Genomic DNA, 24,122 nt, shown 5'->3' on the forward strand with positions numbered 1-24,122 from the left:
GACAGCCGCGTAGTCAACAAGTGTAGGGTAACCGCTCCGCCCGGCACCGGAGGACGCGTCACTCCCGCGAGAACACCTGCTCACCCTCGAAAAACGTCTGCAGCACCCTGATGCTGTGCAGCTCGTGCTCCTGCACCGCGAACGGGTCGCGGTCGAGCACGACGAAGTCGGCGGACTTTCCGGGTTCGAGGGAGCCCGTCACGTCTCCGAGGCCCATCGCCGTCGCGCCGTTCACGGTGAACACTTCGATGGCCTCCGGCAGCGTGATGGCCTGTTCGATCCCGAGCACGCCGCTGCGCTGCCCGGACGGGTCTGCCCTCGTCACGAGCCCCTCGATGCCCTCCCAGGCGTTCGGGGTCTCGCTCACCGGCCAGTCGGACCCTCCGGCCACCAGGGCGCCCGAGTCGATCAGCGACCGGTTCGGCTGCAGCCCGGCGACCTCCTCGGCCGGCCGCACGGTGCTGAGGGCGTCGGCGATCACGCCGGGGAACCACAGGAACGGCGAGATGTCCGCAGAGACTCCCAGCTGCGCGAAGCGTGGCAGGTCGCTCTCGGCGATGAACTGCCCGTGGGCGATCTGGTAGAGCGGAGCGGTGTGGCCTTCCGCGCGAACCGTCTCGACCGCATCCAGGACCATCCGGACGGCGGCGTCTCCCGAGCAGTGGATCTTGGCCGAGATGCCCTGGGCGGCGGTGCGTCGCAGCCAGCCGAGCAACTCGTCGGCGGGCATCGTGGTCGTGCCGTGGAAGTGGGCGCCGTGCGCGTCGGACGGAAGGTAGGGTTCGAGGAACGCGCCGCTGTGCGCCGGCGGCGTTCCGTCGAGGAAGATCTTGATGAAGTCGGGGCGGTGGTGCTCGCCCGTCAGCTCCGCACGGTGCGCGATGAGCGCGTCTCCCAGCTCGGCGTATCCGAAGATCTGGTCGTTGACGGTCATCGAGGAGACGACCCACGCGCTCAGCGCCCCACGGTCGTCGAGCGCCTTGAGCGCCCGCATCTGGTCGAGCGAGATCGCCGCATCCTGGAACGCGGTGATGCCGTAGGAGTGCACGATCTCGATGGCGCGCGCCGACGCCTGCTCCTGCTGGGCGGCGTTCAGGGCGACGGCGGGCTGCGCCACCTCTTCGACGAGCAGGCCGGCCGCTTCGAGCAGCACGCCGCTCGGCTCCCCGGTCTCCGGGTCGCGCACGATCACGCCGCGATCCGGATCCGGTGTGGATGCGTCGATCCCGGCGAGCTCCAGCGCCCGTGAACTCACCCACCGGTTGTGGTGGCTGTCGTCGGTGAGGAGCACGGGACGGCCCCCTGCCGCTTCGTCGAGCCCGCGCCGCGCCTGGGCGTGCCCGAGCCGGTCGAGGAGTCCCGTGCCCCAGCTGCTGCCAACGATCCACTCGTCCGGACCGCGGGTCGCGGCGTATGCGCGCACCGCGTCGAGGATCTGGTCGTAGCTCGCGCCGTTCGAGAAGGTGAGCTCGAACAGTTCCGCCCGTCCGGCGTGGGCGTGGTGGTTGTGCACGTCGACGAGGCCGGGCATCACGAACGCGCCTGCCGCATCGAGCACCCGCGTCTCCGGCCCGCGCAGGCCGGACAGCTCCGCCGCAGAACCGACGGCGACGATCCGGCCGCCGCGCACGGCGAACGCCTCCGCCCGCGAGCGATCGGGGTCCACGGTGTACACGGTGGCATTCGTGACCAGGAGGTCGGCCGCGCCCTCACCGACGGTGCTCATCGCGCGGTGTCCGCTCCGGCATCCTGAGCGTGGGCGCCCGCCGTGGGAGCAGGCACCGCAGGATCGTACGGGTCCGGATGCACGGTGTTGCTCAGCAGCCGCCCGTACGCCCCGAAGGTGAAGTGCGTCGGCACGGTGCCGGACTCGTCCAGCCCGAACAGCACGCCGTGCGACCGGATGGCGCGCACGTTGCGGTGGTCGGCGATGGTCACCGACGCGCACGGAATGACCTTCTCGCGCCAGGTGAACACGTAGATGCCGGGGCGGATCTCCCAGACCGAGTTCTCGTCGGTGTCGGCGAGACCCTTCTCCGGTCCGGCCAGGCACTGCCACGAGTACCACTGCGGGCTCAGGTAGACGTGCTCGTACGCGTGCTCGCTGCTGTACACCCACATCACCCGGCGGCCGATCAGCGCGGTGGTCGGCGCCGGTTCCGCCCCGCCGGTCTCGACGCCCTCGATGAGCGACGGCACGAACAGCTGACGCACCGCGGTGTTCCCGGGGAACTGGTCTCCGATGGCCTGGATGATCGACAGCGCCCGGCCGTTCGTCAGGTCGATGACGAGCGACACCGCCTCGTCGGGCTTGTGCTGGTGGTGGAACTGCGCGAAGTACAGCCCGGTGTCGACCTCGAACGCCTCGTACGGGTCGATGCCGGAGGACGCGGCGATCGGATCCCCGTCTCCCGGCTGGTACTCCCACTCGACGCTGTCCGCGCCGAAGCGGTGCACGATCCTGGTGCCGCGCTCGTCGACGAGCGCGACGGTGCGCCCGGTGAGGTCGGCGGTCGGCTCCGCCTTGTTCGCGTCGAAGCCGGGGGCCAGCCCGTCCAGCGGGAGCCAGGTGGAGGTGTCAGACAGGGTGAGAGCGCTCATGTGATGTCTCCGTTCGGTGAGGGGTGGTGCAGAGGGATGCCGTCAGGTGGTCAGTGCTCGCAGCGGCACTCGCCGCCGCCGTGCTCGCCGCTGTCGCCGCCCGCGCAGCAGGATGACGCGGCAGCGCCATCCGGCAGGTCGAGCGCCGGGTTGCGGTCGAGGAAGCCGTACGGCTTGAACAGGAAGCCGGAGTAGTCGACCGGCATGATCGGCCAGTCCTCCGGGCGCGGGATGTGCGTCGGACCGAAGACGTGCCAGAGCACGATGTCGGTGTCTTCCAGCGAGCGGTCGGCGGCCGTCCAGGCGGGGAGGCCCGCCCCTCCGGCGTGTGCGTTGGGGTAGTCGCCGGCCGGGAAGCGCTCGGCCGGATCGAACGCCGTCGCCCACAGGTGCTTGGTGGCGAACATCGCGCGCCCGAACACGGTCGATTCCGGCTGCGCCATCAGCGTCGCCCCCGGCTGCGGCACGAGGTGGTACGCCGTCGGCTTGCCGACCAGGTTGCGCCTGTTGGAGCTGGTCACCTCCCACACTCGCGACGATGCGGTGTTGGCCAGGCGTCCGGCCTCCCGTTCGCTGCGGATGGGCGTGGTGGTCCAGGTGAACGCGTTGCCGTACGGGTTGTCCTCGCCGATCGGGATGCCGACCACGTCGACCTCCGCGAGCGAGTTGCGCTCCCCGTCGATCGCCACGTCGAGCCGCGCGCAGAACAGGTGCTGGTGCGCGGGAGCGAACAGCCCTGGCGCGATCTCGGTCGCGTGCGGGTCGTCGGAGCCCGGGATGCCGGCTCCCGCGAACACGATGCCCGTCGCCTTCGCCTCCACCTGGATGGTGCCGTCGAGGTAGAAGTACCAGAAGAAGCCGTAGTCGTAGTTGCCGATGGTGGAGAAGTACGACACGACCAGGCGGCGGGAGCGCCGCACCTCCGCTTTGCCGGTGAGGTCGGTGTGCTTCCAGAGCACGCCGTAGTCCTCCTCGTGCATACACACCACCTGGGGGATGGTGACCGGGTTTCCGTGGTCGTCGGCGACCACGCCGTCGAAGTAGTGGATGACGCCGAGGCAGTCGCAGCCGAGGGTCAGGCTGTTGGCGTTCTTGCCGAGCAGGTACTCGCCGGCGTCGAAGTAGCTGATCCAGAACCGGGTGGGCGTCGTGTCGCCGTACGGCACGACCATCTCGGGAACGGACGCACGAGAGAGCACCGGCCGGTCTTCGTCGCCGTCGCGGAACGTGACCTGGTTCAGCACCAGGCCCTCGCGCGCGTTGAAGCCGACCCGGAACTTCCAGTTCTCCCACTTCACCGCCTGGCCGTCCACGTGGAAGCTCGGCCCTTCCGGCTGCGTGATCTCGATCGGCTTCAGCGAGGTGCGGGCCGGTCCGACCGTCGCTGCGTCGTAGTTGCCGTCCATCGCGGGCACGGGGACGTCGCCCTCGTCCTCGACCCGGATCACCGTGCCGGCAGTGAGGTCGATGTGCACGATCAGCCCCTCCACCGGATGCGACCACGGCGAGTCGTCGATGCTCGATCGCAGGAACGTCAGCGACCGGATGGCGCGCCTGCCCACTTCGTCCGCCCGGTTGAAGTGCCCGGGCGCGAGCGGTGCGCAGAACGCCAGCTCCATGCGGTCGGCCAGCCCGCGACGCGTCATGGCCGCCTGCCACTCCGGGGACGCCTTGGCGATCCGCTCGGCCGCCTCGTACTCCTCGAAGAGGTATTGCGGCTGCCCGTACGGCGCGGCGCCCGTCGACAGCGGCGTGTGGCTCACGAGTTCCGAAGTGGTGAGGGAGACGACAGCCTCCGCCGACTGCCCGGTGGCAGTGTCCAGCAGCACGAACAGGATGCGCCGCTCGATCGCATCCCCTGGGCGGAAGGAGGCGACGGCCTCCTTGGCGGGCTCGACGGGGAGCACGGACGGGAACCGCGTGCCGGGCCCGATGAGCCCCGCTGCGTCGAGGATGTCGCGACCGCGCGCGAGCTCGGCGGCCGTCAGCGAATCGAGGGGATGCGCGACCGTGGTCGGTGCGGTCGTTGTGCTGGTGTGGTGGTGCGCGGACATGGACATCCTTCTGCTGGTGGTCTGTTCAGTATCGAAGCCGTACTCCATCCTGGGGAATGCGCACCGGCGCGATGTGCCTGTTGAGTCAAGTTGTGTGCAGTTGGAGCCAAGCCCGATCTGTGGAGGAAGCGGGAATATCGCTGATAGCCGTGGCGAATCCTGTGCCGCGCCGACCGAGGAGTACCCCGTGACTTCCACAGATCAGGCAGCCAACGCCGTCGCCGCCACCACGCCGTCCGCGCACCGGCGGCGCCTCGGCGTCCCCGCCGTCACGTTCATGATCATCGCGGCGTCCGCGCCGCTCACCGTGCTCGCCGGCGGCGTCACCACCACGTTCGCGGTCACCGGCGTCACGGGGGTGCCGCTCTCGTTCCTCATCCTGGGCGTGACGCTCGCGATCTTCGCGGTCGGCTACGCGGCGATGAGCCGCTTCGTCACCAACGCAGGCGCCTTCTACTCCTACGTCGCCCGCGGCATCTCCCGCCCGGCCGGCGTCGGCGTCTCGATCGTCGCGCTGGTCTCGTACAACGCCATGCAGATCGGCGTGTACGGCCTGTTCGGCTTCCAGGTCTCCTCCCTCCTGAACGCGAAGTTCGGCTGGGATGTGCCGTGGTGGCTGCCGATCCTCGTCTGCATCGCACTCATCGCCGTCCTCGGTGTCAACAGGGTGGACCTGTCCGCGAAGGTGCTCGGCGTGCTGGTCGCCCTCGAGTTCGTGGTGGTCATCGTCTACGACGTCGCCGCGTTCATCGTCGCGCCGGAGGGCGTCAGCGCCGAGGCGCTCAGCCCGTCGAGCCTGTTCGTCACCGGCATCGGCGCCGTCTTCGCCTTCGGCATCGCAGCATTCATGGGCTTCGAGTCCGCCGCAATCTACGGCGAGGAGTCCAAGGACCCGAAGCGCACGGTCGCGCGGGCCACCTATACCGCCGTCGGCATCATCGCGCTGTTCTACGCCCTCTCGTCCTGGGCGATGACGGTCGGCTCCGGCCCGAGCAAGGTCATCGCGGACGCCACCAAGCAGGGCCCCGACCTCATCTTCACCTTCCTCTCCACCAACGTCGGCGTCGTGGTCAGCGACATCGCCCAGCTGCTCTTCGTCACCAGCCTGTTCGCCTCCCTGGTCAGCTTCCACAACGCTGTCTCGCGCTACTTCTTCTCGCTCGGCCGCGAAGGCGTGCTGCCAGGCTGGCTGTCCAGGGTGCGCGCCAGCAGCGGAGCACCGTGGGCAGGATCGGTGACGCAGACGGCGCTCGCCGTGGTGGTGATCGCCGTCTTCGCCATCGCGAGCGTCGGCTGGGTGCCGCCGGAGGGTGCTCCGGCCGCGCTGTTCCCCGTGCTGACGCTGTTCTCCTGGCTGACCAACAGCGGGGCGATGGGGCTCGTGCTGTTGATGGCGGTGGTGTCTGTCGCCGTGATCGGCTTCTTCCGCCGCGACCGGCACGGCGTCGGGGTCTGGCAGCGGCTGGTCGCCCCCGTGGTCTCCGGCGTCGCCCTGCTCGTGGTGTTCGTGCTCATCCTGGTCAACTTCAATGTGCTGCTCACCAGCGACCCGACCGCCCCAGCCACCGCGACCACGTTCATCTTGCCCGCCGTGGTGATCGTGCCCGGCATCCTCGGGATCGTCTGGGGAGCGATCCTGAAGCGACGCAACCCACGCGTGTACGCGCAGATCGGCCACGGCACAGAGGAGACGGGCGCTCCCGAGCTGGTGCCGGAGGACTGATGGAGCTGGGACTCGCCGGCCGCGGCGTCATCGTGACGGGCGCGGCCAGCGGCATCGGCCGGGCGTGCGCGCTGGCGTTCGCCGCCGAGGGCGCGCGGGTGGCGCTGCTGGACCGGGATGCGCCGGGGCTGGCCGCCGCCGGCGACGAGCTGCGCGCATCCGGAGCGGTCGGCGCCGTCGGAGCCGACGGCGCCGTCGAGGCCGCGGAGTTCGTGGTGGACGTCACGGACGAGTCCTCCGTGGCATCGGCCGTCGCGTCGGCGGCGGCCGCCCTCGGCACCGTGGATGCGGTGGTCGCCTGCGCGGGGATCTCCGGCCCGTTCGGTTCCCGCGTCGACGAGATCGCGCTGGCGGACTGGAACGCGGTGCTCGCTGTCAACGTCACCGGACCGTTCCTCGTGGTCAAACACGCGCTCCCGTGGCTGCGGCTCACCTCGTCGCCGTCCGTGGTGCTGCTCGCGTCGGACTCCAGCTTCGTCGCGGCTCCCGGGATGGTGCCGTACAACGCGTCGAAAGGCGCTGTGCTGCAGCTGATGCGCGCCCTGTCCGTCGATCTCGCCGCCGATGGCGTGCGGGTCAACGCCGTATGTCCGTCGATTGTGGACACCCCGATGGCGCGCGCCGATCTGGGCGTCGAGCCCGGGGGATTCGCGGACGCGGATTTCCCCGTGCAGAGCCCGGACGAGGTCGCCAGACACGTGCTGTACCTCGCGTCGCCGGCATCGAGGCCGGTCAACGGGCACGCCCTGGTCTCCGACTTCGGCTATCTGGCGCGATCGTCCTTCCCGGCGTGACCGCCGGCGTCACCACCCACAGCGTCACCACCCAGCACAGAAAGCAGGCAGCCGTGCCCCTGAGCCGAGCATCCATCGACGGCAAGGTCGTCGTCATCACCGGGGGAGGCACCGGCATCGGCGCCGCGACCGCCCGCCGCTATGCGGCAGAGGGTGCGCACGTCGTGCTCGTCGGCCGCCGTCGCGGGCCGCTCGACGCCGTGGCCGCGGAGACCGGAGGGCTCGCGATCGTCGCGGACGCCAGCGTGCGCGAGGACGCGGAGGCCGCCGTGCGCCAGGTCGTCACCGAGCTGGGACGCATCGACGTTGTCGTGGCCAACGCCGGAGGGCACGGGCTCGGCACCGTGGACGAGACGGACGACGCCGCGTGGGAGCTGTCCTTCCGCACCAACGTGACGACGGCGTTCGTGCTCGCCCGGGCCGCCCTGCCGCAGCTGGTCGAGTCGCACGGGCAGATCGTGGTGGTGTCGTCGCTCGCCGGGCTTTTCGCAGGTCCTGGCGTTGCCGGATACACGGTCGGCAAGCACGCGCTGATCGGGCTGACCCGGTCTCTCGCCCGCGACTACGGCCGGTTCGGCGTGCGCGTGAACGCGGTCTGCCCCGGCTGGGTGCAGACGCCGATGGCCGACGAGGAGATGGACGACTTCGCCAGGGCGTCCGGGCTGGCGAGCCGCGAGGAGGGCTACCGCATCGTGACGGCCGCCGTCCCGCTCGCGCGCCCGGCCCAGCCGGAGGAGATCGCCTCCGTCATCCGCTTCCTCGGTTCCGCCGAATCCTCGTACATCACGGGCGCCACCATCGTCGCCGACGGCGGCGCCCACATCGTCGACGTCCCCACCATCCCCCTCGACGCCTGACCGTCCGTCCCGCCCCCAGATAATCGAGTCGGGACTTATGCACGCGACACGCCGGTGGAGGCGTGCATAAGTCCGGACTCGATTATCTGGGAGCGCGGGATCAGCCGCCGAGGTAGGCGCGGTGGAGGATCTCGGGGGAGGCCTGCAGGGTGGTGGCATCGCCCGCGTACGTGACCCGCCCGCCGGCGACGACGAGCGCGTCGGTCGCGACGCCCAGCGCCAGGTGCGTGAACTGCTCGACGAGCAGCACGCCCACCCCGGATTCGCTGAACTGCTTGATCATCGGCAGCAGCCGCATGAACACCACCGGCGCGAGCCCGAGCGACATCTCGTCGATCAGCAGGAACCTCGGCTTCGACGCGAACGCGCGCGCCAGCACCACCATCTGCTGCTCGCCGCCGGACAGCAGCCCGGATGCGCTTGTCCGCCGCTTCTCCAGCTCGGGGAACTGCGCGAGCGCCTCGTCGACGCCCTCCTGCGTGCCGGCGGTGAGCCGGATGTTCTCCTGCACCGTCAGCGACGGGAAGATGGCGCGCCCCTGCTCGATGTGCACGATGCCGCGCCGGGCGCGCTGCACCCGGGAGAGCCGCGCGATCGAGTCGCCGTCGACGCTGACCGTGCCGCCGCACGGAGACACGATCCCCGAGATGGCTTCGAGCAGACTCGTCTTCCCCGCGCCGTTCGGCCCGACCAGCGCCGTGATCCTGCCCGGCTCGACGCGCAGGCTCACCTCGCTGATCACCGGTCCTGCGCCACGGCTGACCGTGACCGCATCCAGCACCAGCTCGTTGTCCGCGTTCACAGCATCTCCGTTTCACCCATGTACGCCTTCACGACGGCGGGGTCGGCGAGCACCTCCGCCTGCGGACCGCTGGCGAGCACCTCGCCGAAGTCGAGCACCGTGAGGCTCGAGCAGACGGAGCGCACCAGGTCGAGGTCGTGCTCGATCAGGACGATGGACATCCCGAACCGTGCGGGTGCCTGCAGCAAGCGTGCTCCGAGTTCGAGGTGCTCCTCGTGCGACAGTCCGGCCGCCGGCTCGTCCAGGATCAGGATGCGCGGCCGGGCCAGCACGTTGGCCGCCACCTCCACGAGCCGCCTGGTGCCCACATCCACGTTCTGCAGGCGGGTGCGGGCGGTGGGGCAGCCGAAGAACGCGAGCGTCTCGTCGAGCTCGGCCGTGCTGAGGCGGCGGCGGGCGACGAAGCGGACGTACGCGTCGACCGTGAGCGTCGGCGGAACCCTGTCCTGCTGGAAGGTGCGGCGGAGGCCGAGCCGGGCGCGCGCCGTGGCGGACAGCCCGCGCAGGTCGCGGCCGTCGAGGCTGACCCGTCCGGTGTGCTGCGGCAGGAAGCCGGTCACGGCATCCACGAACGTGGACTTGCCCGCGCCGTTCGGGCCGATGAGTCCCATGATCGTGTTCTCCGGCACCACCAGGCTCACGCCGTTCAGCGCCTTCACCTGCCCGAAGGCCACGCCGAGGTCCTCGACCACCAGCACGGGCGCTGCGGCCGGGTCCGGCGCGGGCGGCTGGGCGGGGGAGAGCACGGCATCCCGCACCGCGTCCGCGTCCGACAGCGGGGCGGCCACCTCCACCGGACGCCGCGCCGCCTGCCGCTTCCACCAGGCGTTCCGGATGCTCTGCCCCAGGTTCGACCCGCTGGTCAGCGCCTGCACGCCGAGCACACCGAAGATCACGAAGCCCCAGTCCTGCGGGATGCCCCAGCGCTTCAGCAGCTCCGGCACGGCGATCCAGACGATGCCGCCGAAGATCGCCATGTCGATCAGGTACGCGCCGGACATGATCGCCAGCACGTACAGCGCGAGCGACTGGATGGGCGTGAAGCTGCTCGCGAACGGCAGCCCCACCTGCCCGGCGATCAGGCCGCCGCTCACCCCGCCGAGGGTGGCGCTCACGGCGAAGGCGGTGAGCTTGGAGCTGCGCACGCTCGCTCCGACAGAGGCCGTGCCCCGCTCGGAGAACGCGACGGACTTCCAGCTGGACCCCCAGCGGCCGTTCTGCAGGAAGTACACCGCGATGCCGCAGACCACCAGCACGAGCACGCTGAAGAAGAAGTACGAGCGGTCGTCGCTGAACGCGTCGGGCCGGAGCACCGAGATGCCGTCCGTCGAGCCGGGGAACTGGATCTGCACCAGCGTCACGTCGGCCGCTGCGGCGAAGCCGAGCGTGACCACCGCGAGGTTGACCCCGCGCAGCCGCAGGGCCGGCAGGCCGACGAGCACGCCGACAACCCCGGCGGCCAGGCCGCCGACGATGAGCCAGACGATGAACCCGCCCGGCGCGTTCAGCACGTTGAGCAGCGAGACGATCCACGCTCCCACCGCGGCGAACGTCAGCTGGCAGAGCGCGATCATCCCGGCGCTGCCGGTCACGATGCCGAGCCCGAGAATCGCGATGGCGGCGACGACGGCGCTCACCGCGAGGAAGACGAAGTAGCCGGAGAGCGAGACGCTGAGCGCGTATCCGGCGCCCAGGCCGACGGCTCCGACGATGAACGGCAGGGCGATCCGTGCCGCGGGGGTGCCGCTAACGCGCCGCATCCCACACCTCCTTGCGCTGCGTCCACAGCAGGAATCCGATGATGAACAGGAACGGCAGGAAGTTCCGGATGAACGACACCTCGTCGATCTGCGCCACCAGGCCGCTGAGCAGCCCGAGCACGAGGCCGCCGATCACGGCGAGGTCGAGCCGTTTGAACGCGCCGAGCAGCGCCGCCGCCGACGCCGGCACGATGAGCATCGACAGGCTGGTCGCGTCGTTCGACTGCGACGGGGCGACGATGATGATGACCAGGGCGGAGATGAGCCCGGTGACCGCCCACACTGCGACACTTAGCGGCTTGGCCGGGATGCCGATCAGCTCGGCCGTCGTCGGCCGCTCCGACAGTGCGCGCAGCTTGGTGCCGATCGAGGTGCGGGTGAGCACCAGCCGGCAGGCCACGGCCACGACGACGGCGAGCACGACGGTCGCGACCGTCACCTGGCTGACCACCACGCCGCCGATGGAGAACGCCGGGCCGGAGAGTATGGGGCTGAACGGCTGCGGCTTGTTGCCGAACAGGATGAACGACAGCGAGATGAGCAGCAGCAGCGGCCCCACCGTCACCGCCGAGCGTGTCGTGGTGTCCGCCTCCGGCAGCCAGGTGGCGATGATCAGCCCGATCAGGGCGCTCAGAGCCCCGCCGATGAGCACGCCGGCCAGCGAGCCGAGCCAGATCGGCCAGCCGCCGTGACTCACCAGCCACACGGCGACGAATCCGCCGAACATCCCGGTCGCGGCCTGGGAGAAGTTGACCACCCGCACCAGGCGGGACATCAGGGTGAGGCACACCGCGAGCACGGCGTACAGTCCACCGGCGGCGAGGCCGGCGAGGGCGCCCTGCAGCATCCGGGGCTCCTTTCAGAAACGGTGGATGCGGGGCTCGCCTCCGCGAGGGAGCCGAGCCCCGCCGGTGGTCACTTCTTCGGGATGGTGATCCAGTCGTCGCCGTTCAGCTCCCAGGCGTTCTTGCCGGTGACGAGCTTGATCGGCCAGCCCGCGGTGTTCCCGTCGTGCACCTTGGCCGTGCCGAACGTGTACGGCGTTCCGACCATCGGGTTCTCGATCGGCTTCATGTCGTGCAGAGCCTTCGTGACCGAGTCCCTCGTCACATCGCCCTTGATGCCCTTCGCGACCTCGATGAAGTACTTGGCCGCGAGGTATCCGCCCTGCGAGAACGAGGTGAGCGGGATGTCGTTCTTGGTCATCAGGTCGCGCCAGTCCTTGTTGATGTCACTGGATGCGTCGGTGAACGGGTAGAACTCGGCGGGGACGTAGATCCCGGCTCCCGCATCGCTGACCGCCTTGGCGAAGTTGTCGCTGTACACGCTGGTCAGGTAGAGCCAGTTCACGTCCTTCCAGCCCTGCGCGTTCGCCGCCTTGACCTGGGCGATGGCGTCCGGCTCGACCGGGTTGATCGCGAGAGCCTTGCAGCCGGCGTCCTTCGCCTTCACGATGTACGGCGTGTAGTCGCTGGCCCCGTACGGCACCGTGTCGTCGACGTAGAGCGGCTTCTTGCCGGTGATCTCGGTCCACTTGTCGATGGCCTTCTGGTAGGCGGGGCGGGTGCTTCCCGCGATCTCCAGCAGCACGCAGATGTTGTCGAGCTTGGCGACCTCGGAGCCCCAGTACAGGGTGAGGGTCATGTCGTTGAACGGCCCGACGTTGGCCGGCGAGATGTTGGGGCTGTCGAAGCAGCCGGTGTCCACCCCGACGCCCGGGATGGAGAGGATCTTCTGCTGCTCGTAGTACTTGGCGTTGATCTCGCACTCGATCAGGCTCGCCGAGCCGACCATCGCCACGGCCTCGTCGCTGCCGACGATCTCCCGGGCGTTGGCGGATGCGGTGGCCGGGTCGCCCTTGTCGTCGAGCGCCTTGTAGTCGATCGGGTGGCCGTTGATGCCGCCCTTGGCGTTCTGGTCTTTGAAGACCGCAGCGGCGGCGAGCGATGCCTCGGGGAACGTGGCTGCGCCGCTCTTGGTGTTGACCGATCCGACCACGATCGGGGACTTGCCGTCGCCGCTGCCTCCGCCGCTGCAGCCGCTCAGCACGAGTGCTGTTGATGCCGCGAGCGCCGCCGCCGCGTAGATCAGGTGTTTCCTCATGCGCTTCCCTGCCTCTCGGGTTGCGCCACGACCACTTCGTCGTGGCATCTCGACTGAAACCTATGGCCGGGTGTGTCTCCGGGTGTTGCCTGTGGCTGCACCCTTCTTGCCCGTCCGCGCTCTCCCGTCGCTACTGCACCGCATCCCGGACCAGCGCGGTGTCCGTGAACTGCTCGAACGCGACGACCTTGCCGTCCGCGAGCCGCCAGACGTGGGCGACGCGGGCCTCGAAGAAGCGGCCGGTGGCCCTGTTGGTGCCGCTGTACGTGCCGAGGCCGACGATGGTGTCCCCGCCGTCGACGAGGTCGGTGATGGCGGCCGTGTAGCCGTCCCACTCGGCACCGATGCGTTCGAAGACGCCCGCGCGCACCTCGTCCGGTCCGATGTACGTGCCCGCGTACGGGAACCCGGCCATCTCGGTCCAGCGGGCGTCGGCGGCGAGCGGGGCGAGCATCCCGTCGATGTCTCCGCGGTCGGAGGCGGCGTAGTGCGCCGCGATGATGTCGTGATTGCGTGTCATGCTGCTGCTCCAGTCAGTGGATGCGGTGGGTGTAGGTGTTGCGGTGGATGCGGTCAGACCGGCTGCGCGTCCGGGTACGAGACGGAGCCGAGCGGGTAGATGTGGCCGCCCGCGCGGGAGTGCTCGGACTCGCCCGCGCCGTTCAGCCCGAGGAAGATGCCCGTGGTGCGCAGGTCGTAGCCGAGGTCGTGCAGCCACACGCTGGCGACGGCGATCCGGAACTCGCGGAAGCAGAACAGGTACAGTCCGTCGGCGAACTTCCACACGGTGGAGAGGTCCATGTCGCCGTGCCCGCGCTGCACGCCTTCCAGGCACTGCCAGGCGTAGCGCTGCGACGACACGTAGACGTGCTCGTAGAGGTGCTGCGGGCTGTAGCGGTAGATGTTCCTCTTGCCGATCAGGTCGCGGGACGGAGCTGGCGCCTCCCCGGTGGGATCGCCGGCATCGGTCACCGCCGCGTGGAATGTCTGCCGCACCCGCGGGGTGCCGTCGACGTCCTCCTCGCCGATCACCGAGTGCGCCACCAGCGCGCGGTGCGTCCGTGTCGAGTAGACCACCGTGATCGCCTCCCGCTCCACGCTCGTCAGCGGCAGGTTGACGAAGACGACGTCGTCGCGCACCGCGACAGCGTCGTACGGGTCCGTCCCTCCGGAGCCGATGGCGCCGGAGGCGGTCCAGGTCACTGCGTCGGTGTCGAACGCCAGCGACAGTGTCGAGTCGTCGTCGAGCGTCAGCGAGAGCGCGGTGCCCGCCAGGTCGGTGTTCGGCAGCCGGTAGGTGTCGATGCCCGCGGCGAACTCGTCGTAGGTGCGCCACTCGTCGGTTGCCGGGTCGTGGGTCGCCTGGTCGTGCTGGATGTCCGTCATCGCATTCCTTTCGTGGTGCGCGTCTCAGCGCAGGGAGTATCCGCCGTCGATCAGCAGGTCGGTGCCGTAGCAGTACCCTGCGTCGTCGGACAGGAGGTAGAGGGTGCCTGCCGCGATCTCCTCGATGGTCGCGAAGCGTCCAGGCACCGTGTTCGGCAGCCACTGCGCGTGCAGGGCGCTGTCGCCGTCGAGGAAGGGCGTGGAGACGTAGCCGGGGGAGACCGTGTTGACCCGAACGCCGCGCGTGCCCCACTCGACGGCGAGCGTGCGCACCATCGCCGTCACTCCCGCCTTCGCCGTGTTGTAGTGCACCGTGCGTTGCGGCACATTCACCACCCGGTTGCCCGACATGGATGCGACGGCCACCATGCTCCCTCGCCCCGCCGCGAGCATGGCGGGCGCGAACGCCTGCAGGGTCAGGAACACCCCGCGCAGGTTCACCGCGAGCACCGCGTCGAACTCCGCGATCGGAAGCTCCTCGGCGGCCGTGTCCGACCCGCGGATGCCCGCGTTGGCGACCACGTGGTCGATCCGCCCTCCGCTGAGCGCGAGCAGGTCGGCCGCCGCATTGGCGACGCTGTCCGCGTTGGAGACGTCGCAGGGGATGTGCTCGCCGATCCCTCCCGGTTCGACGTCGAGCCCGAACACCGTCGCGCCCTCGGCGGCCAGCGTGGAGGCGATGCCCCTCCCGATGCCGCTCGTGGTGCCGCTGACGGCGACAACGCGCCCGCCGAACCGCCCGGCCCGTCCGGCCCGCTCGCCGGTCATCGCGAGACCACGCTCACGCCGGGGTCGATCACGGCTTTCAGCACTCCGCCGTCACGCCGGTCGATCACGTCGTACGCCGCACGCACCTCACCGAGCCCGAACCGGTGGGTCACCAGGGACTCGTAGTCGAAGTCGCCGCGTTCGAGCATCCGGATGGCCGGCTCGAAGCCTCCGGCTGACAGGAACGACGGCAGCAGGTCGATCTCGCGGGTCAGCAGCTCCTCGTCGGCGAGGAAGGTCACCGGAGCGTTCGCACCGCACGCACCGGCGAGCACCACGCGCCCTCCGCGCCGCACCAGCCGTACGGCCTGCTGCTGCGCAGCGGTGGCTCCCGCGATCTCGATGACCACGTCGGCCAGGCGTCCACCGAGCTCGGAGGTGACCGCAGCCACCGGGTCGGTCTCGCGGGAGTTCACCACGGCGTCCGCGCCGAACCGCATCGCGAGCTCTAGCCGGTTCGCGCGGGTGCCGACGACGATCACGCGTCCTGCGCCAGCCGACCGGGCGGCAGCGGCGGCGAGAATGCCGACCGGGCCCGGCCCGATCACGATCACGGACTCGCCCGGCGCCACCCGCCCCCGCGCGATGGCGCGGCAGGCGACGGCGAGCGGCTCGGTCAGCACGGCGCGCTGCCAGGGAAGCGCATCGGGAAGCCGGTGCACCACCGCCTCGCGCGGCACGAACAGGTGCTCGGCGTATCCGCCCCACAGGCCGGGCGCGACCGTGCGCGGGATGTTCACGCCCAGCTGGCGGCCGTGCGGCAGCCCGGAGGCCGGGTCGTCCGCCTCGCACAGGTTGTAGCGGCCTTCGCGGCAGCGCGCGCAGACCTGGCAGGGCAGCAGCATCTCGACGGCGACGTGGTCGCCGACCGCCAGCCCGCGCGCCTCGGCGGCCGCGTCGCCGATGGCCGCGACCTCCCCGACGAACTCGTGACCGGGCACGAGCGGGAACGGGTCGCCGATGTGCCCGGCGAGCAGGTGCAGGTCCGTCGCGCACACGCCGACGAGGGCGACGCGCAGGATGAGGTCGTCCCGCCCCGGCGCAGGCAGCAGCTGCTCGGCGGTCTCGATCACACCAGCGGACGGGAAGACCACCTGTCTGCTGGTCGGGGGAAGGGCGGTGCCTGGCATGCGGGTTCCGTTTCCGCCCGCGCTGCGTCGCGCGGGTCGCACCCATCGTGCTCACGCGCATCCATCGGCCTCAACCGCCCGGCCGCGATCGTGCCCCGACCGTCAAGCCCCGTTCCCTCCCCGACAAAGAATCGAGTCCGAACTTATTCACGCGACACGCCGGGGCGGGGCGTGAACAACTTCGGACTCGATCGTCAGGCGGCGCGACCGGAGGCGCGCAGTTCGCTCGGCGACTCGGCGTACGTCGCCTTGAACACCCGGGAGAAGTGTGCGGCGTCCACGAACCCCCAGCGGGCGGCGATCGCGGCCACGGGACGGTCGCCGTAGAGCGGGTTCAGCAGGTCGCGCCGGCAGCGTTCGAGCCGCCGGGTGCGGATCCACGACGACACCGTCGTGCCCTGTTCGCGGAACAGCCCGTGCAGGTGCCGCGTCGAGATGAAGTGCGCTGCGGCGATCTGCGTCGGACCGAGGTCGGTGGACGCCAGGTTCGCGTCGATGTAGCCCCGGATGCGCTGCATCAGCGCCTGGTGCGGGTTGCCGGGTCCGCTGGTCACGTCGAGCTCGTTGGCGAACATCGTCGTCACCAGGTCGAGCGCGCTGTGGGCGAGCCTGGCGCCCGTCGCGCCGTTGAGCTGCTCGAGATTGCCGACCAGCTGCGCGAGGAACGGGACGATGATGCTGCCCACGCCGGACTTGCCGCTCATCTTCACCGCGGTGAGCTGGGCAACCACGTCGGCGGGCAGGTCGATGAGGTGCTTCGGGAACATGACGACCATCGTGCGGAAGTCGTCGTCGAACACCAGCGAGTACGGCCGGTGTGTGTCGTAGACCGCCAGATCGCCCGGCTGCAGCACGGCTTCCCGGTTGTCCTGGATGAGCAGACCGGTGCCGGACAGCTGCAGGCTCAGCTTGAAGTAGTGCCGATCGGAGCGCGCGATCAGCTCCGGCGTACGCTCGACGACGTGCTCGGCGGCGCTGACCTCGGAGACGTGCACCTCGTCGGCGCCCGCCGACCGGATGCGCCCCCAGAACGGGTCGGGACGCGAACTGGTCACGTGTAGCGGCACGAACGACTCGGACACCGCGGTGCGGAACTCGCTGAAGTTCCTGGCGATGGATGTGGTCACGCGGTTGGCGCGCGGCTGACCGGTGGCCTGCGTGCCCTGGCCGGGCTGCGTGGTCTGGCCGGGCTGGATGGTCTGGCCAGGCTGCATGGTCGGGTTGACGGCCTGCGTTGTCGGGTTGAGCACGGGGTTACCTCACCTGATCGGGACGACACTGTATACGATCCGTGATACGGATCGTAGCACGCGAACCCCCGCGCGCTCCGGCCGGAACCGTGCGGGCGCGGGCAACAGGGATGCGCGGGCGGCACACCGGGAGAACGGCGGCCTTCGTAGCCTGGCGGTATGACCAGTGCGACCGTCTCGCCGCGCCCGGCCGCGCGCCGCATCCCGAGCGTTCCGCTGATCGTGCTGCCGGTGCTCTCGCTGCTCGCGACGGCGGCGATGGTGGCGGACATGGCGGGTTCTGCGATCGCCGTCCCTCTGCTTCCCGGAGCCGTCTGGGCCGCTGGGCTGTTCGTCGTCGCCGCGGTGGTGGCGGCCGCGGGGCGCAGGCGCGGCCAGGCGCGGTTCGCGGTCGAGCCGTTCACGATGGCGCTCATGGTCGTGCTCGCGGCGCTCCACGGTCGCGACGGCGCAGCGTCCGGTGCCGCATCCGGCGTAGCAGTCACCGCATCCAGCGATCCGCACGCCGCCCACCTCGGCGGCTCCTGGCTGCTGCTCGTCATCGCCGTCGCGGTCGCAGCGCTTACTGTCGTCTGCCTCACCTGCGCCGTGCGCCTGGCAGCGACGCACGGCATCGTCGCGGCCCTGCTCCCCGTCGTCTCCGCCGTCGCGATGTGCGCGATGACGACCTGGATGCTCGTCGCCTGACCCGACACGCCTGACCCCTACAGCAGCGTCTCGATCCCCAGCCTCACCACGTCGCCGAGCCCGACGCCCTCCTTCTGCCGCACGGAACCCTTGATCGCGACGATGTACGACCCGTCCGCCGACTCGGGGAACACCGACGTCGACCACCGCGAGCCGCCGAGCGTCACCATCACCTTCACCGAGCCGAACCCGGCGGGTGGATGCGGTTGCAGCCGGATGTCCTCCGACACGTCGAGCGGCAGCCTGGCGAACACCCACAGGTCCCGCCGGGCCTCCCACCGCCACAGTTCCGCTTCGAATTCGTATCGCACACCGGCCATGCCACCACTCTGCCTCACCGACGCGGTTTTCCGACAGAATGGAAGGGCAGGGCGGCGCCGCTCCTTTCCGCGCCGCCTGCGATCCGAGGAGAGGGATGCGCTGGCCGAACTGGTTCCGCAAGCGCGCGGTCACGCCGCGCACCCGGCCGTTCGACGAGGACGCGCTCGAGGAAGCGGCTCCGCCGACCCTCGAACAGTCCGTGGAGGAGGGGATGCTCCTCGCCGACTACGCCACGAGGATGGCGGTGAAGAACCACATCGTGGTCGACACCATCCAGCAGGACAACCCGTTCGACCCCGCCAGGCACACGGCGCAGGCCGCCGAGATGCTGCGGGAGCTCGCCGACGAGCAGGACCAGGCCGCCGAGCGGGCGGCCGAGGCGCGGCTCGCGGTGGCGGGGCTGGGCGGCGACGCGACGCACCCGCACGACTACCGCGACGTCGACGCGGGCAACCTGGCGTTGCGCGAGGAGGCGGCCAGGGCGCTGGCGACGGCACTGCGCGCGAAGGCGGACTCCGAGGAGGAGCTGCTGAGGATCGTGGAGCGCGCCAGGCAGGACGCCTGGGACGAGGTGGGCCGCGCCATCCAGGCCGGACTCGACGCGTTCTCCGGCGCGGAGGCGCTCAAGGCCAACTACGAGGAGGAGCGCCCCGCTCGGCTGCGGCTGCTGATCTGGCGCGACCTGGCCAAGCTGGAGGAGGAGCGCGGCGGATACTGAGCCGGTCGCGCTGGCGCGCAGCTGCGCTGCCGCTCAGCCACGCAGCGACACCGGAGGGACGAGGTCGGCGATCTCCTCGCGCATCCACCGGTCCCCGGATGCGCGTTTCTCCTCCCGCGTCGTGAACCGGTAGAGGAACATCTCGGCCCGCACCGCCCGCGGCGCCCGTCCGTCGAACGGGTCGGCGCGCAACAGGCGCAGTGTCGGCCTGTCCGCCTCCAGCAGCCGCAGCAGGAACATCTCGAACCACTCCGTGTCCCTCGACCCGAGCGCGAGGAACCACATCAGCCAGTCGAGTCGCAGATGGTACGGCGCGAACTGTCGCGGGAGCCGCTTCACGTCGCCCGGCTTTCCTTTGAACGCGTACTCCCGCCAGCGCGCATCCGGATCGGTGGGGTCGTCCTCGGTCCCTTCGACGATCACCTCGAACCGCTCCTGCGTGACCGTGCCGAACGCCCCGTACGCGTTGACGAGATGCCACCGGTTGAAGCTCGCGTTCATCAGCTGCCTGCGCGCGAACAGGTTCCGCAGCGGCTGCCAGCTGAGGCCGACGATCAGGATGCTCGCCACCAGCACCACGACCGCGTACCAGCCGGGCACGCCCTCCGCCCCGATGCCGCCCAGCCGCGCGCCGCCGAACAGCCACGAGAACGACGCGTCGTCCACCGCCGAGAACGCGAGCACGATGGTGATGACGTTCAGCCAGGCGAAGTTGCCCGTCGCCACCAGCCACAGCTGGGTGAGGATCACGACCGCCGCCGCGATGCTGGCCACCGGCTGCGGCGCGAACAGCAGCCACGGGACGATCAGCTGCGCGAAATGGTTGCCGAGCACCTCCAGCCGGTGCCACCACTTCGGCAGCAGGTGGGCGGTGCGGCTCAGCGGGTTCGGCATCGGCTGGGTCTCGTGGTGGTAGTACAGCGCGGTGAGGTCGCGCCACGACCGGTCGCCGCGCATCTTGATCATCCCCGCGCCGAACTCGAGCCGGAAGACCAGCCAGCGCAGCAGGAACACCACCGTCACCGGGGGAGCGGTGTCGAGAGCGCCGAGCAGCGCGACGGTGAACCCCGCCTCGCAGAGCAGGCTCTCCCAGCCGAACCCGTAGAACGTCTGCCCGATGTTCACGATCGAGAGGTAGAGGAACCAGACGAGCAGGAAGACGGGCAGGAACACCCAGGTCGGCGCGAGCTGCGGAACGCCGGCGACGATCAGCGCCGAGAGCGCTGCGCCGGTCCAGGCGACGGCGAGGAGCATCCGGTCGGAGTATCGGCGGCGGAAGATGGTGGGCTGGCTGCGCGCGTATGCGCTTCGCAGGAAGCGCGGGGCGGGGAGCAGCCCGTGCTCACCGAGCAGCGCGGGGAACTGGTTGACCGCGGAGACGAACGCGATCAGGTAGATGGCGGCGACGCCCCGCTCGAGGATCTCGCGCGCGATCGTGTAGTCGGTAGCGGCCAGCCACCCGAGAACGTCCACGCGCATCACCTCGCCAGGAAACGCGCTTCACGATACGCCGCGCCCGGCGGGCGGTCCAGGTGCGGGTCAGGCGGCGAGTTCGGCGTCCAGGCTGATCGCCCGGTGGTCGGAGGCGCCGCGCGGCAGCACATCCACCCGCTGGATCTCGAACCCCGTCGACGTGACGAAGTCGAAGTATCCGGTGAAGAACTTGTAGCGCAGGTAGGTCGGCTCTGTACTACGGCTGAGCGCGTAGCCCGCCGTCGTCAGGTGCCGCTCCAGCCCGCGGATGAACCAGGGGTAGTTGAAGTCGCCGACCATCACAGAGGGGATGTCGGCGGCCAGGGAGCGCATCCCGGCGTGGGCGGCGGCGATCTGCTTGCGCCGCAACGAGTTGGATGCGGTCAGCGGCGCAGCGTGGAACGACCCGACGAGCACGTCCTCCTCGGTCTCCCTGTCGTGCAGGCGCACTGCGAGCAGGCGCTCATTCGCCGGGGCGAGCACGCGGTCGTGCACCGACTTCTGCACGGCGAACACCTTGGTGTCGAGGATGTCGTAGCGGTCTTCGCGCACGTAGACGGCGAGGCCGAGACGGTTGGTCCTCGTCGCGTCGGCGAGGATCAGGTGGTGGAGACGCTCGGGAAGCGCCTCACTGTCGCACTCCTGCAGGCACAGCGCGTCGACGTCGTAGGTTGCAGCGATGTCCGCGAGCTCGTGGCCTGCTGCGTGCTTGCGCAGGTTGTAGCTGACGATCTTCAGGGGAACTCCTCGTGTCTCGCACCCCGTCTTCGGGGACGCCTCATCATTCTCACCCACAACGGTGCCGAGACGCGCTCGCGCGCCGCTTCGCACACGGAATTCACACGAGTGCCATCGGCTTCGGCGACCGGACGGGTACGGTGTGAGCATGGCAGGCGACGCAGTTGTCCTCACGGTCCCCGGTCCGCACGGCGAACGCGAGGTGCGGGTCTCCAGTCCCGGCCGCGTGCTGTGGCCGGAGCTCGGCATCACGAAGCTCGACCTCGCGAACTACTTCGTCGCGGTCGGCGACGCGTTCGTCCGCGCCAACGGCGACCGGCCGGTGTCGCTGCAGCGTTTCCCGGAGGGCATCGACGGCGAGCAGTTCTTCTCGAAGAACCCGCCGAGGGGCGCGCCGGACTACGTGCGCTCGGTGATGGTGGTCTACCCGAGCGCCCGCTCGCATCCCCAGCTCGTCATCGACGAACCGGCCGCCGCGGTGTGGGCGGTGCAGATGAACACGGTGGTCTTCCACCCGTGGCCGTCGCGCGCGGAGAACTCGGACAACCCCGACCAGCTCCGCATCGACCTCGACCCGCAGCCCGGCACCGACTTCGGCGACGCGATCCCCGCGGCCATCGAGCTGCGCGCCGTGCTGCGCGAGGCCGGCCTGGATGCGTTCATCAAGACCTCCGGCAACCGCGGCCTGCACGTGTTCGCCCCGATCGAGCCGACCCACGAGTTCCTGGATGTGCGGCACGCTGTGATCGCCGCCGCCCGCGAACTGGAGCGCAGGATGCCCGACAAGGTCACGACGGCGTGGTGGAAGGAGGAGCGCGGCGAGCGCATCTTCGTCGACTTCAACCAGGCCAACAGGGACAGGACGATGGCGGGCGCATACAGTCCGCGCGCTCTCGCCCACGCACCGGTGGCCACGCCGATCACCTGGGACGAGCTGGAGTCGACGGACCCGCGCTCCCACACCATCCTGACCATCCCGGAACGGCTGGCGACGGTCGGCGACCCGTGGGAGACGTTCGGCGACAAGCCGGGCCGCATCGACGAGCTGCTCGGCTGGTGGCAGCGCGACCTCGACGACGGCCTCGGCGAACTACCGTTCCCTCCCGACTACCCGAAGATGCCCGGCGAGCCGCCGCGCGTGCAGCCGAGCCGCGCCAAGAAGCCCTAGCCGCGCCCATCCATCCCCACACGGGCGAAACCATCGAGCCGGGACTTATGCACGGGTGCGACCGGCGTGTCGCGTGCACAAGTCCCGGCTCGATGGCTTCGGGTCAGCTGAGGACGTTTCCGAGGTCGTAGGCGATCGGGCGGTCGAGCTGCTCGTACGTGCAGGAGCGGGCGTCGCGGTCTGGACGCCAGCGCTCGAACTGGGCCGTGTGGCGGAACCGCATCCCCTCCATCTGGTCGTAGCGCACTTCGAGCACGCGCTCCGGCCGCAGGCGCACGAACGACACGTCTTTGCCGGACGAGAACCTGCTGCGCTCCGTCTCGCCGGTGACGGTCTGCCCGTCGTCGTCCCGGAGCACGAGCGGGTCGAGTTCGTCCACCAGTTCCAGCCTGCGCTTGTCGGTGAACGCGGAGACGCCCCCGATGTTGCGCAGCTCGCCGTCGGAGTCGTACAGGCCGACGAGCAGGGACCCCACCCCTCGCCCGCTGGTGTGGATGCGGTAGCCGAGCGCCACAACGTCGGCCGTGCGGTGGTGCTTGACCTTCAGCATCGTGCGCTTGTTCTGCGCGTACGGCGCCGCCAGCGGTTTGGCGACGACCCCGTCGAGCCCGGCGCCCTCGAACTCGACCAGCCAGCGGCGGGCGAGGTCGACGTCGGTGGTGGTCCTGGTGAGTTCGATGGGCGCGGGGAGGTCGCCCGCGAACGATTCGAGCGCGGCACGCCGCTCCGAGAACGGCCGGTCGAGGTACGACTCGTCGCCGAGCGCGAGCAGGTCGAATGCGACGAAGGTGGCCGGGGTCTGCTCGGCCAGCAGCTTCACCCGGCTCGCGGCGGGGTGGATGCGCTGCGACAGCGCCTCCCAGTCGAGCCGCTGCGCGCCGGGCTCGCCGGTCGGCACGACGATCTCGCCGTCGAGCACGCACGGCCCGGGCAGGATGCGCGTGAACGCCTCGACGAGTTCGGGGAAGTACCGCGTGAGCATCTTGGAGCCCCTGCTGCCGATCTCGACGCTCTCGATGGTGCCGGTGCCGTCTGGGTTGCTGGTGCCGGTCGCGTAGACGATGGCGCGGAACCCGTCCCATTTGGGTTCGTAGCTGAGCCCGCCGTCGACCTTGTCCGGATCCGGCACGGTGGGGACGGCTTTCGCCAGCATGGGGGCGACCGGTTGGGCGGGCGACGGGTGCGTTGGCTCCATGCGTCGATCATCCCGCGTCGGCCGGCCGGGCGGAACCCTTGCGTTCGCCAGCGTGCGCTCGGCGCCCCTGCTGGCCGGTCGCTGGGCATCCGCTCGGAGCCCTTCGGTGTTAGGTAAGGCTCGCCTATACTGAGAACACGATGTACCGACCCGATCACGCGAACCACACCGCGACCACCGCCCACCACGACGACCGTGTGCAGTTCCTCGTCGTCGGTGACGAGTCGTCGCTGACCGAGCTCGAAGCCGAGCTCGCGCTGCTTCCGCTGTGCGCTCGCGGCCGGGTCTTCGTGGAGGTCGGAGACGCGGACGAGATCGTCCAGCTGGCCACCCCGATGCGCATGACCGTCACCTGGCTCACCCGCCACAACCGCAGCGGCCGCCCGGGAACCGGCGAACGCTGCGCTAGGGGAGAGGCCGCCACCCGCGCGGTCCGCGCCTGGACCACCGAGATGCTCTGCGATGGACCGGGCGAGACCCGCGTCATCCTGACCGGCGGCTTCGCCCTGGTCTCCGAGGTGCGCGACCACCTCGAATCGGTCGTCGGCATGCCCGCCGACGCCATCGTCGCCCCCGCCTACCACTGACGGCGCC

The 24,122-nt window shown here is 70.2% G+C and carries 23 protein-coding genes; 7 read left to right on the top strand and 16 right to left on the bottom strand.

Annotation, left to right across the window (positions count from 1 at the left end):
• Positions 1-58: 58 nt before the first annotated feature.
• From HF024_RS06285 to HF024_RS06295, 3 genes are read right to left on the bottom strand one after another with little or no spacing between them, the layout of a single operon-like run.
• Entirely contained in the window at positions 59-1,726 is a 1,668-nt protein-coding gene (locus tag HF024_RS06285) for an amidohydrolase (RefSeq protein WP_168689005.1), read from the bottom strand.
• Positions 1,723-2,601: a molybdenum cofactor biosynthesis F family protein gene (locus HF024_RS06290; protein WP_168689006.1), complete on the bottom strand. Its 879-nt coding sequence runs from the start codon at positions 2,599-2,601 to the stop codon at positions 1,723-1,725. The genes HF024_RS06285 and HF024_RS06290 overlap by 4 nt, the downstream gene beginning before the upstream one ends.
• A 50-nt stretch (positions 2,602-2,651) precedes the next feature.
• Positions 2,652-4,655 carry a primary-amine oxidase gene (locus tag HF024_RS06295; protein ID WP_168689007.1) on the bottom strand — a complete coding sequence of 668 codons (2,004 nt, stop codon included), beginning with the start codon at positions 4,653-4,655 and terminating at the stop codon, positions 2,652-2,654.
• A gap of 187 nt (positions 4,656-4,842) precedes the next feature.
• On the opposite strand from HF024_RS06295, the gene HF024_RS06300 reads away from it, so the two are divergent.
• Genes HF024_RS06300 through HF024_RS06310 form a run of 3 tightly spaced genes read left to right on the top strand, consistent with a single transcriptional unit; the run spans position 4,843 to position 8,029 of the window.
• Positions 4,843-6,378 (top strand): APC family permease, encoded by a 1,536-nt coding sequence (locus HF024_RS06300; protein ID WP_247597332.1) that lies wholly within the window; start codon positions 4,843-4,845, stop codon positions 6,376-6,378.
• Positions 6,378-7,172 carry an SDR family oxidoreductase gene (locus HF024_RS06305; RefSeq protein WP_168689009.1) on the top strand — a complete coding sequence of 265 codons (795 nt, stop codon included), beginning with the start codon at positions 6,378-6,380 and terminating at the stop codon, positions 7,170-7,172. Before HF024_RS06300 ends, HF024_RS06305 begins: the two co-directional genes overlap by 1 nt.
• A 53-nt stretch (positions 7,173-7,225) precedes the next feature.
• Positions 7,226-8,029 carry an SDR family oxidoreductase gene (locus HF024_RS06310; protein WP_168689010.1) on the top strand — a complete coding sequence of 268 codons (804 nt, stop codon included), beginning with the start codon at positions 7,226-7,228 and terminating at the stop codon, positions 8,027-8,029.
• Positions 8,030-8,129: 100 nt separating this feature from the next.
• On the opposite strand, the gene HF024_RS06315 is transcribed toward HF024_RS06310, so the two are convergent.
• The 9 genes from HF024_RS06315 to HF024_RS06355 form a co-directional block, all read right to left on the bottom strand.
• Positions 8,130-8,831 carry an ATP-binding cassette domain-containing protein gene (locus tag HF024_RS06315; protein WP_168689011.1) on the bottom strand — a complete coding sequence of 234 codons (702 nt, stop codon included), beginning with the start codon at positions 8,829-8,831 and terminating at the stop codon, positions 8,130-8,132.
• The gene (locus tag HF024_RS06320; protein WP_168689012.1) at positions 8,828-10,591 is read right to left on the bottom strand and encodes an ATP-binding cassette domain-containing protein; all 1,764 of its coding nucleotides are present in this window, start codon (positions 10,589-10,591) and stop codon (positions 8,828-8,830) included. Before HF024_RS06320 ends, HF024_RS06315 begins: the two co-directional genes overlap by 4 nt.
• A complete protein-coding gene (locus HF024_RS06325; protein WP_168689013.1) occupies positions 10,578-11,438 on the bottom strand; it encodes a branched-chain amino acid ABC transporter permease in 861 nt (286 codons plus the stop codon). Before HF024_RS06325 ends, HF024_RS06320 begins: the two co-directional genes overlap by 14 nt.
• Positions 11,439-11,506: 68 nt before the next feature.
• Positions 11,507-12,694 carry an ABC transporter substrate-binding protein gene (locus tag HF024_RS06330; protein ID WP_085370951.1) on the bottom strand — a complete coding sequence of 396 codons (1,188 nt, stop codon included), beginning with the start codon at positions 12,692-12,694 and terminating at the stop codon, positions 11,507-11,509.
• Positions 12,695-12,824: 130 nt separating this feature from the next.
• Positions 12,825-13,214, bottom strand: a complete 390-nt coding sequence (locus HF024_RS06335) for a nuclear transport factor 2 family protein (RefSeq protein WP_168689014.1) — start codon at positions 13,212-13,214, stop codon at positions 12,825-12,827.
• A 53-nt stretch (positions 13,215-13,267) separates the two neighbouring features.
• Positions 13,268-14,080, bottom strand: a complete 813-nt coding sequence (locus HF024_RS06340; RefSeq protein ID WP_168689015.1) for a MoaF C-terminal domain-containing protein — start codon at positions 14,078-14,080, stop codon at positions 13,268-13,270.
• A 24-nt stretch (positions 14,081-14,104) separates the two neighbouring features.
• The gene (locus HF024_RS06345; protein ID WP_168689016.1) at positions 14,105-14,848 is read right to left on the bottom strand and encodes an SDR family oxidoreductase; all 744 of its coding nucleotides are present in this window, start codon (positions 14,846-14,848) and stop codon (positions 14,105-14,107) included.
• Positions 14,845-15,978, bottom strand: a complete 1,134-nt coding sequence (locus HF024_RS06350) for an alcohol dehydrogenase catalytic domain-containing protein (RefSeq protein WP_168689017.1) — start codon at positions 15,976-15,978, stop codon at positions 14,845-14,847. The genes HF024_RS06345 and HF024_RS06350 overlap by 4 nt, the downstream gene beginning before the upstream one ends.
• 194 nt (positions 15,979-16,172) lie before the next feature.
• On the bottom strand, positions 16,173-17,228 hold the full coding sequence (locus HF024_RS06355) for a helix-turn-helix domain-containing protein (RefSeq protein WP_247597334.1): 1,056 nt from the start codon (positions 17,226-17,228) through the stop codon (positions 16,173-16,175).
• Positions 17,229-17,387: 159 nt separating this feature from the next.
• Between HF024_RS06355 and HF024_RS06360 the strand changes: the two genes are divergently transcribed.
• The gene (locus HF024_RS06360; RefSeq protein WP_168689018.1) at positions 17,388-17,915 is read left to right on the top strand and encodes a hypothetical protein; all 528 of its coding nucleotides are present in this window, start codon (positions 17,388-17,390) and stop codon (positions 17,913-17,915) included.
• 17 nt (positions 17,916-17,932) lie between these two features.
• Here the strand turns inward: HF024_RS06360 and HF024_RS06365 are convergent, their stop codons facing one another.
• The gene (locus HF024_RS06365; RefSeq protein WP_085370945.1) at positions 17,933-18,235 is read right to left on the bottom strand and encodes a DUF1905 domain-containing protein; all 303 of its coding nucleotides are present in this window, start codon (positions 18,233-18,235) and stop codon (positions 17,933-17,935) included.
• Positions 18,236-18,330: 95 nt separating this feature from the next.
• Between HF024_RS06365 and HF024_RS06370 the strand changes: the two genes are divergently transcribed.
• Positions 18,331-18,954: a hypothetical protein gene (locus HF024_RS06370; protein WP_168689019.1), complete on the top strand. Its 624-nt coding sequence runs from the start codon at positions 18,331-18,333 to the stop codon at positions 18,952-18,954.
• 33 nt (positions 18,955-18,987) lie between these two features.
• On the opposite strand, the gene HF024_RS06375 is transcribed toward HF024_RS06370, so the two are convergent.
• Positions 18,988-20,433, bottom strand: a complete 1,446-nt coding sequence (locus HF024_RS06375; RefSeq protein ID WP_168690806.1) for a lipase maturation factor family protein — start codon at positions 20,431-20,433, stop codon at positions 18,988-18,990.
• 60 nt (positions 20,434-20,493) lie between these two features.
• Complete coding sequence (locus HF024_RS06380) at positions 20,494-21,222, bottom strand: endonuclease/exonuclease/phosphatase family protein (RefSeq protein WP_247597335.1); 729 nt, start codon at positions 21,220-21,222, stop codon at positions 20,494-20,496.
• A 91-nt stretch (positions 21,223-21,313) separates the two neighbouring features.
• Between HF024_RS06380 and ligD the strand changes: the two genes are divergently transcribed.
• Positions 21,314-22,333 carry a non-homologous end-joining DNA ligase gene (gene ligD / locus HF024_RS06385; protein ID WP_210724038.1) on the top strand — a complete coding sequence of 340 codons (1,020 nt, stop codon included), beginning with the start codon at positions 21,314-21,316 and terminating at the stop codon, positions 22,331-22,333.
• 103 nt (positions 22,334-22,436) lie between these two features.
• On the opposite strand, the gene HF024_RS06390 is transcribed toward ligD, so the two are convergent.
• On the bottom strand, positions 22,437-23,528 hold the full coding sequence (locus HF024_RS06390) for an ATP-dependent DNA ligase (RefSeq protein ID WP_168689021.1): 1,092 nt from the start codon (positions 23,526-23,528) through the stop codon (positions 22,437-22,439).
• A gap of 140 nt (positions 23,529-23,668) precedes the next feature.
• Between HF024_RS06390 and HF024_RS06395 the strand changes: the two genes are divergently transcribed.
• Positions 23,669-24,115: an SIP domain-containing protein gene (locus HF024_RS06395; protein WP_168689022.1), complete on the top strand. Its 447-nt coding sequence runs from the start codon at positions 23,669-23,671 to the stop codon at positions 24,113-24,115.
• The last annotated feature ends 7 nt before the right edge of the window (positions 24,116-24,122 follow it).

It is taken from the genome of Leifsonia sp. PS1209, assembly GCF_012317045.1.
In the GTDB taxonomy this organism is placed as follows: domain Bacteria; phylum Actinomycetota; class Actinomycetes; order Actinomycetales; family Microbacteriaceae; genus Leifsonia.

Excerpts from the sequence above, each read along its gene's own strand:
- HF024_RS06330 (WP_085370951.1), bottom strand. The coding sequence starts at position 12,694 with ATGAGGAAACACCTGATCTACGCGGCGGCGGCGCTCGCGGCATCAACA.
- HF024_RS06360 (WP_168689018.1), top strand. The coding sequence starts at position 17,388 with ATGACCAGTGCGACCGTCTCGCCGCGCCCGGCCGCGCGCCGCATCCCG.
- HF024_RS06290 (WP_168689006.1), bottom strand. The coding sequence starts at position 2,601 with ATGAGCGCTCTCACCCTGTCTGACACCTCCACCTGGCTCCCGCTGGAC.
- HF024_RS06295 (WP_168689007.1), bottom strand. The coding sequence starts at position 4,655 with ATGTCCGCGCACCACCACACCAGCACAACGACCGCACCGACCACGGTC.
- HF024_RS06365 (WP_085370945.1), bottom strand. The coding sequence starts at position 18,235 with ATGGCCGGTGTGCGATACGAATTCGAAGCGGAACTGTGGCGGTGGGAG.
- HF024_RS06335 (WP_168689014.1), bottom strand. The coding sequence starts at position 13,214 with ATGACACGCAATCACGACATCATCGCGGCGCACTACGCCGCCTCCGAC.
- HF024_RS06390 (WP_168689021.1), bottom strand. The coding sequence starts at position 23,528 with ATGGAGCCAACGCACCCGTCGCCCGCCCAACCGGTCGCCCCCATGCTG.
- HF024_RS06320 (WP_168689012.1), bottom strand. The coding sequence starts at position 10,591 with ATGCGGCGCGTTAGCGGCACCCCCGCGGCACGGATCGCCCTGCCGTTC.
- HF024_RS06375 (WP_168690806.1), bottom strand. The coding sequence starts at position 20,433 with ATGCGCGTGGACGTTCTCGGGTGGCTGGCCGCTACCGACTACACGATC.
- HF024_RS06370 (WP_168689019.1), top strand. The coding sequence starts at position 18,331 with ATGCGCTGGCCGAACTGGTTCCGCAAGCGCGCGGTCACGCCGCGCACC.
- HF024_RS06395 (WP_168689022.1), top strand. The coding sequence starts at position 23,669 with ATGTACCGACCCGATCACGCGAACCACACCGCGACCACCGCCCACCAC.
- HF024_RS06345 (WP_168689016.1), bottom strand. The coding sequence starts at position 14,848 with ATGACCGGCGAGCGGGCCGGACGGGCCGGGCGGTTCGGCGGGCGCGTT.
- HF024_RS06305 (WP_168689009.1), top strand. The coding sequence starts at position 6,378 with ATGGAGCTGGGACTCGCCGGCCGCGGCGTCATCGTGACGGGCGCGGCC.
- HF024_RS06340 (WP_168689015.1), bottom strand. The coding sequence starts at position 14,080 with ATGACGGACATCCAGCACGACCAGGCGACCCACGACCCGGCAACCGAC.
- HF024_RS06285 (WP_168689005.1), bottom strand. The coding sequence starts at position 1,726 with ATGAGCACCGTCGGTGAGGGCGCGGCCGACCTCCTGGTCACGAATGCC.
- ligD (WP_210724038.1), top strand. The coding sequence starts at position 21,314 with ATGGCAGGCGACGCAGTTGTCCTCACGGTCCCCGGTCCGCACGGCGAA.
- HF024_RS06325 (WP_168689013.1), bottom strand. The coding sequence starts at position 11,438 with ATGCTGCAGGGCGCCCTCGCCGGCCTCGCCGCCGGTGGACTGTACGCC.
- HF024_RS06350 (WP_168689017.1), bottom strand. The coding sequence starts at position 15,978 with ATGCCAGGCACCGCCCTTCCCCCGACCAGCAGACAGGTGGTCTTCCCG.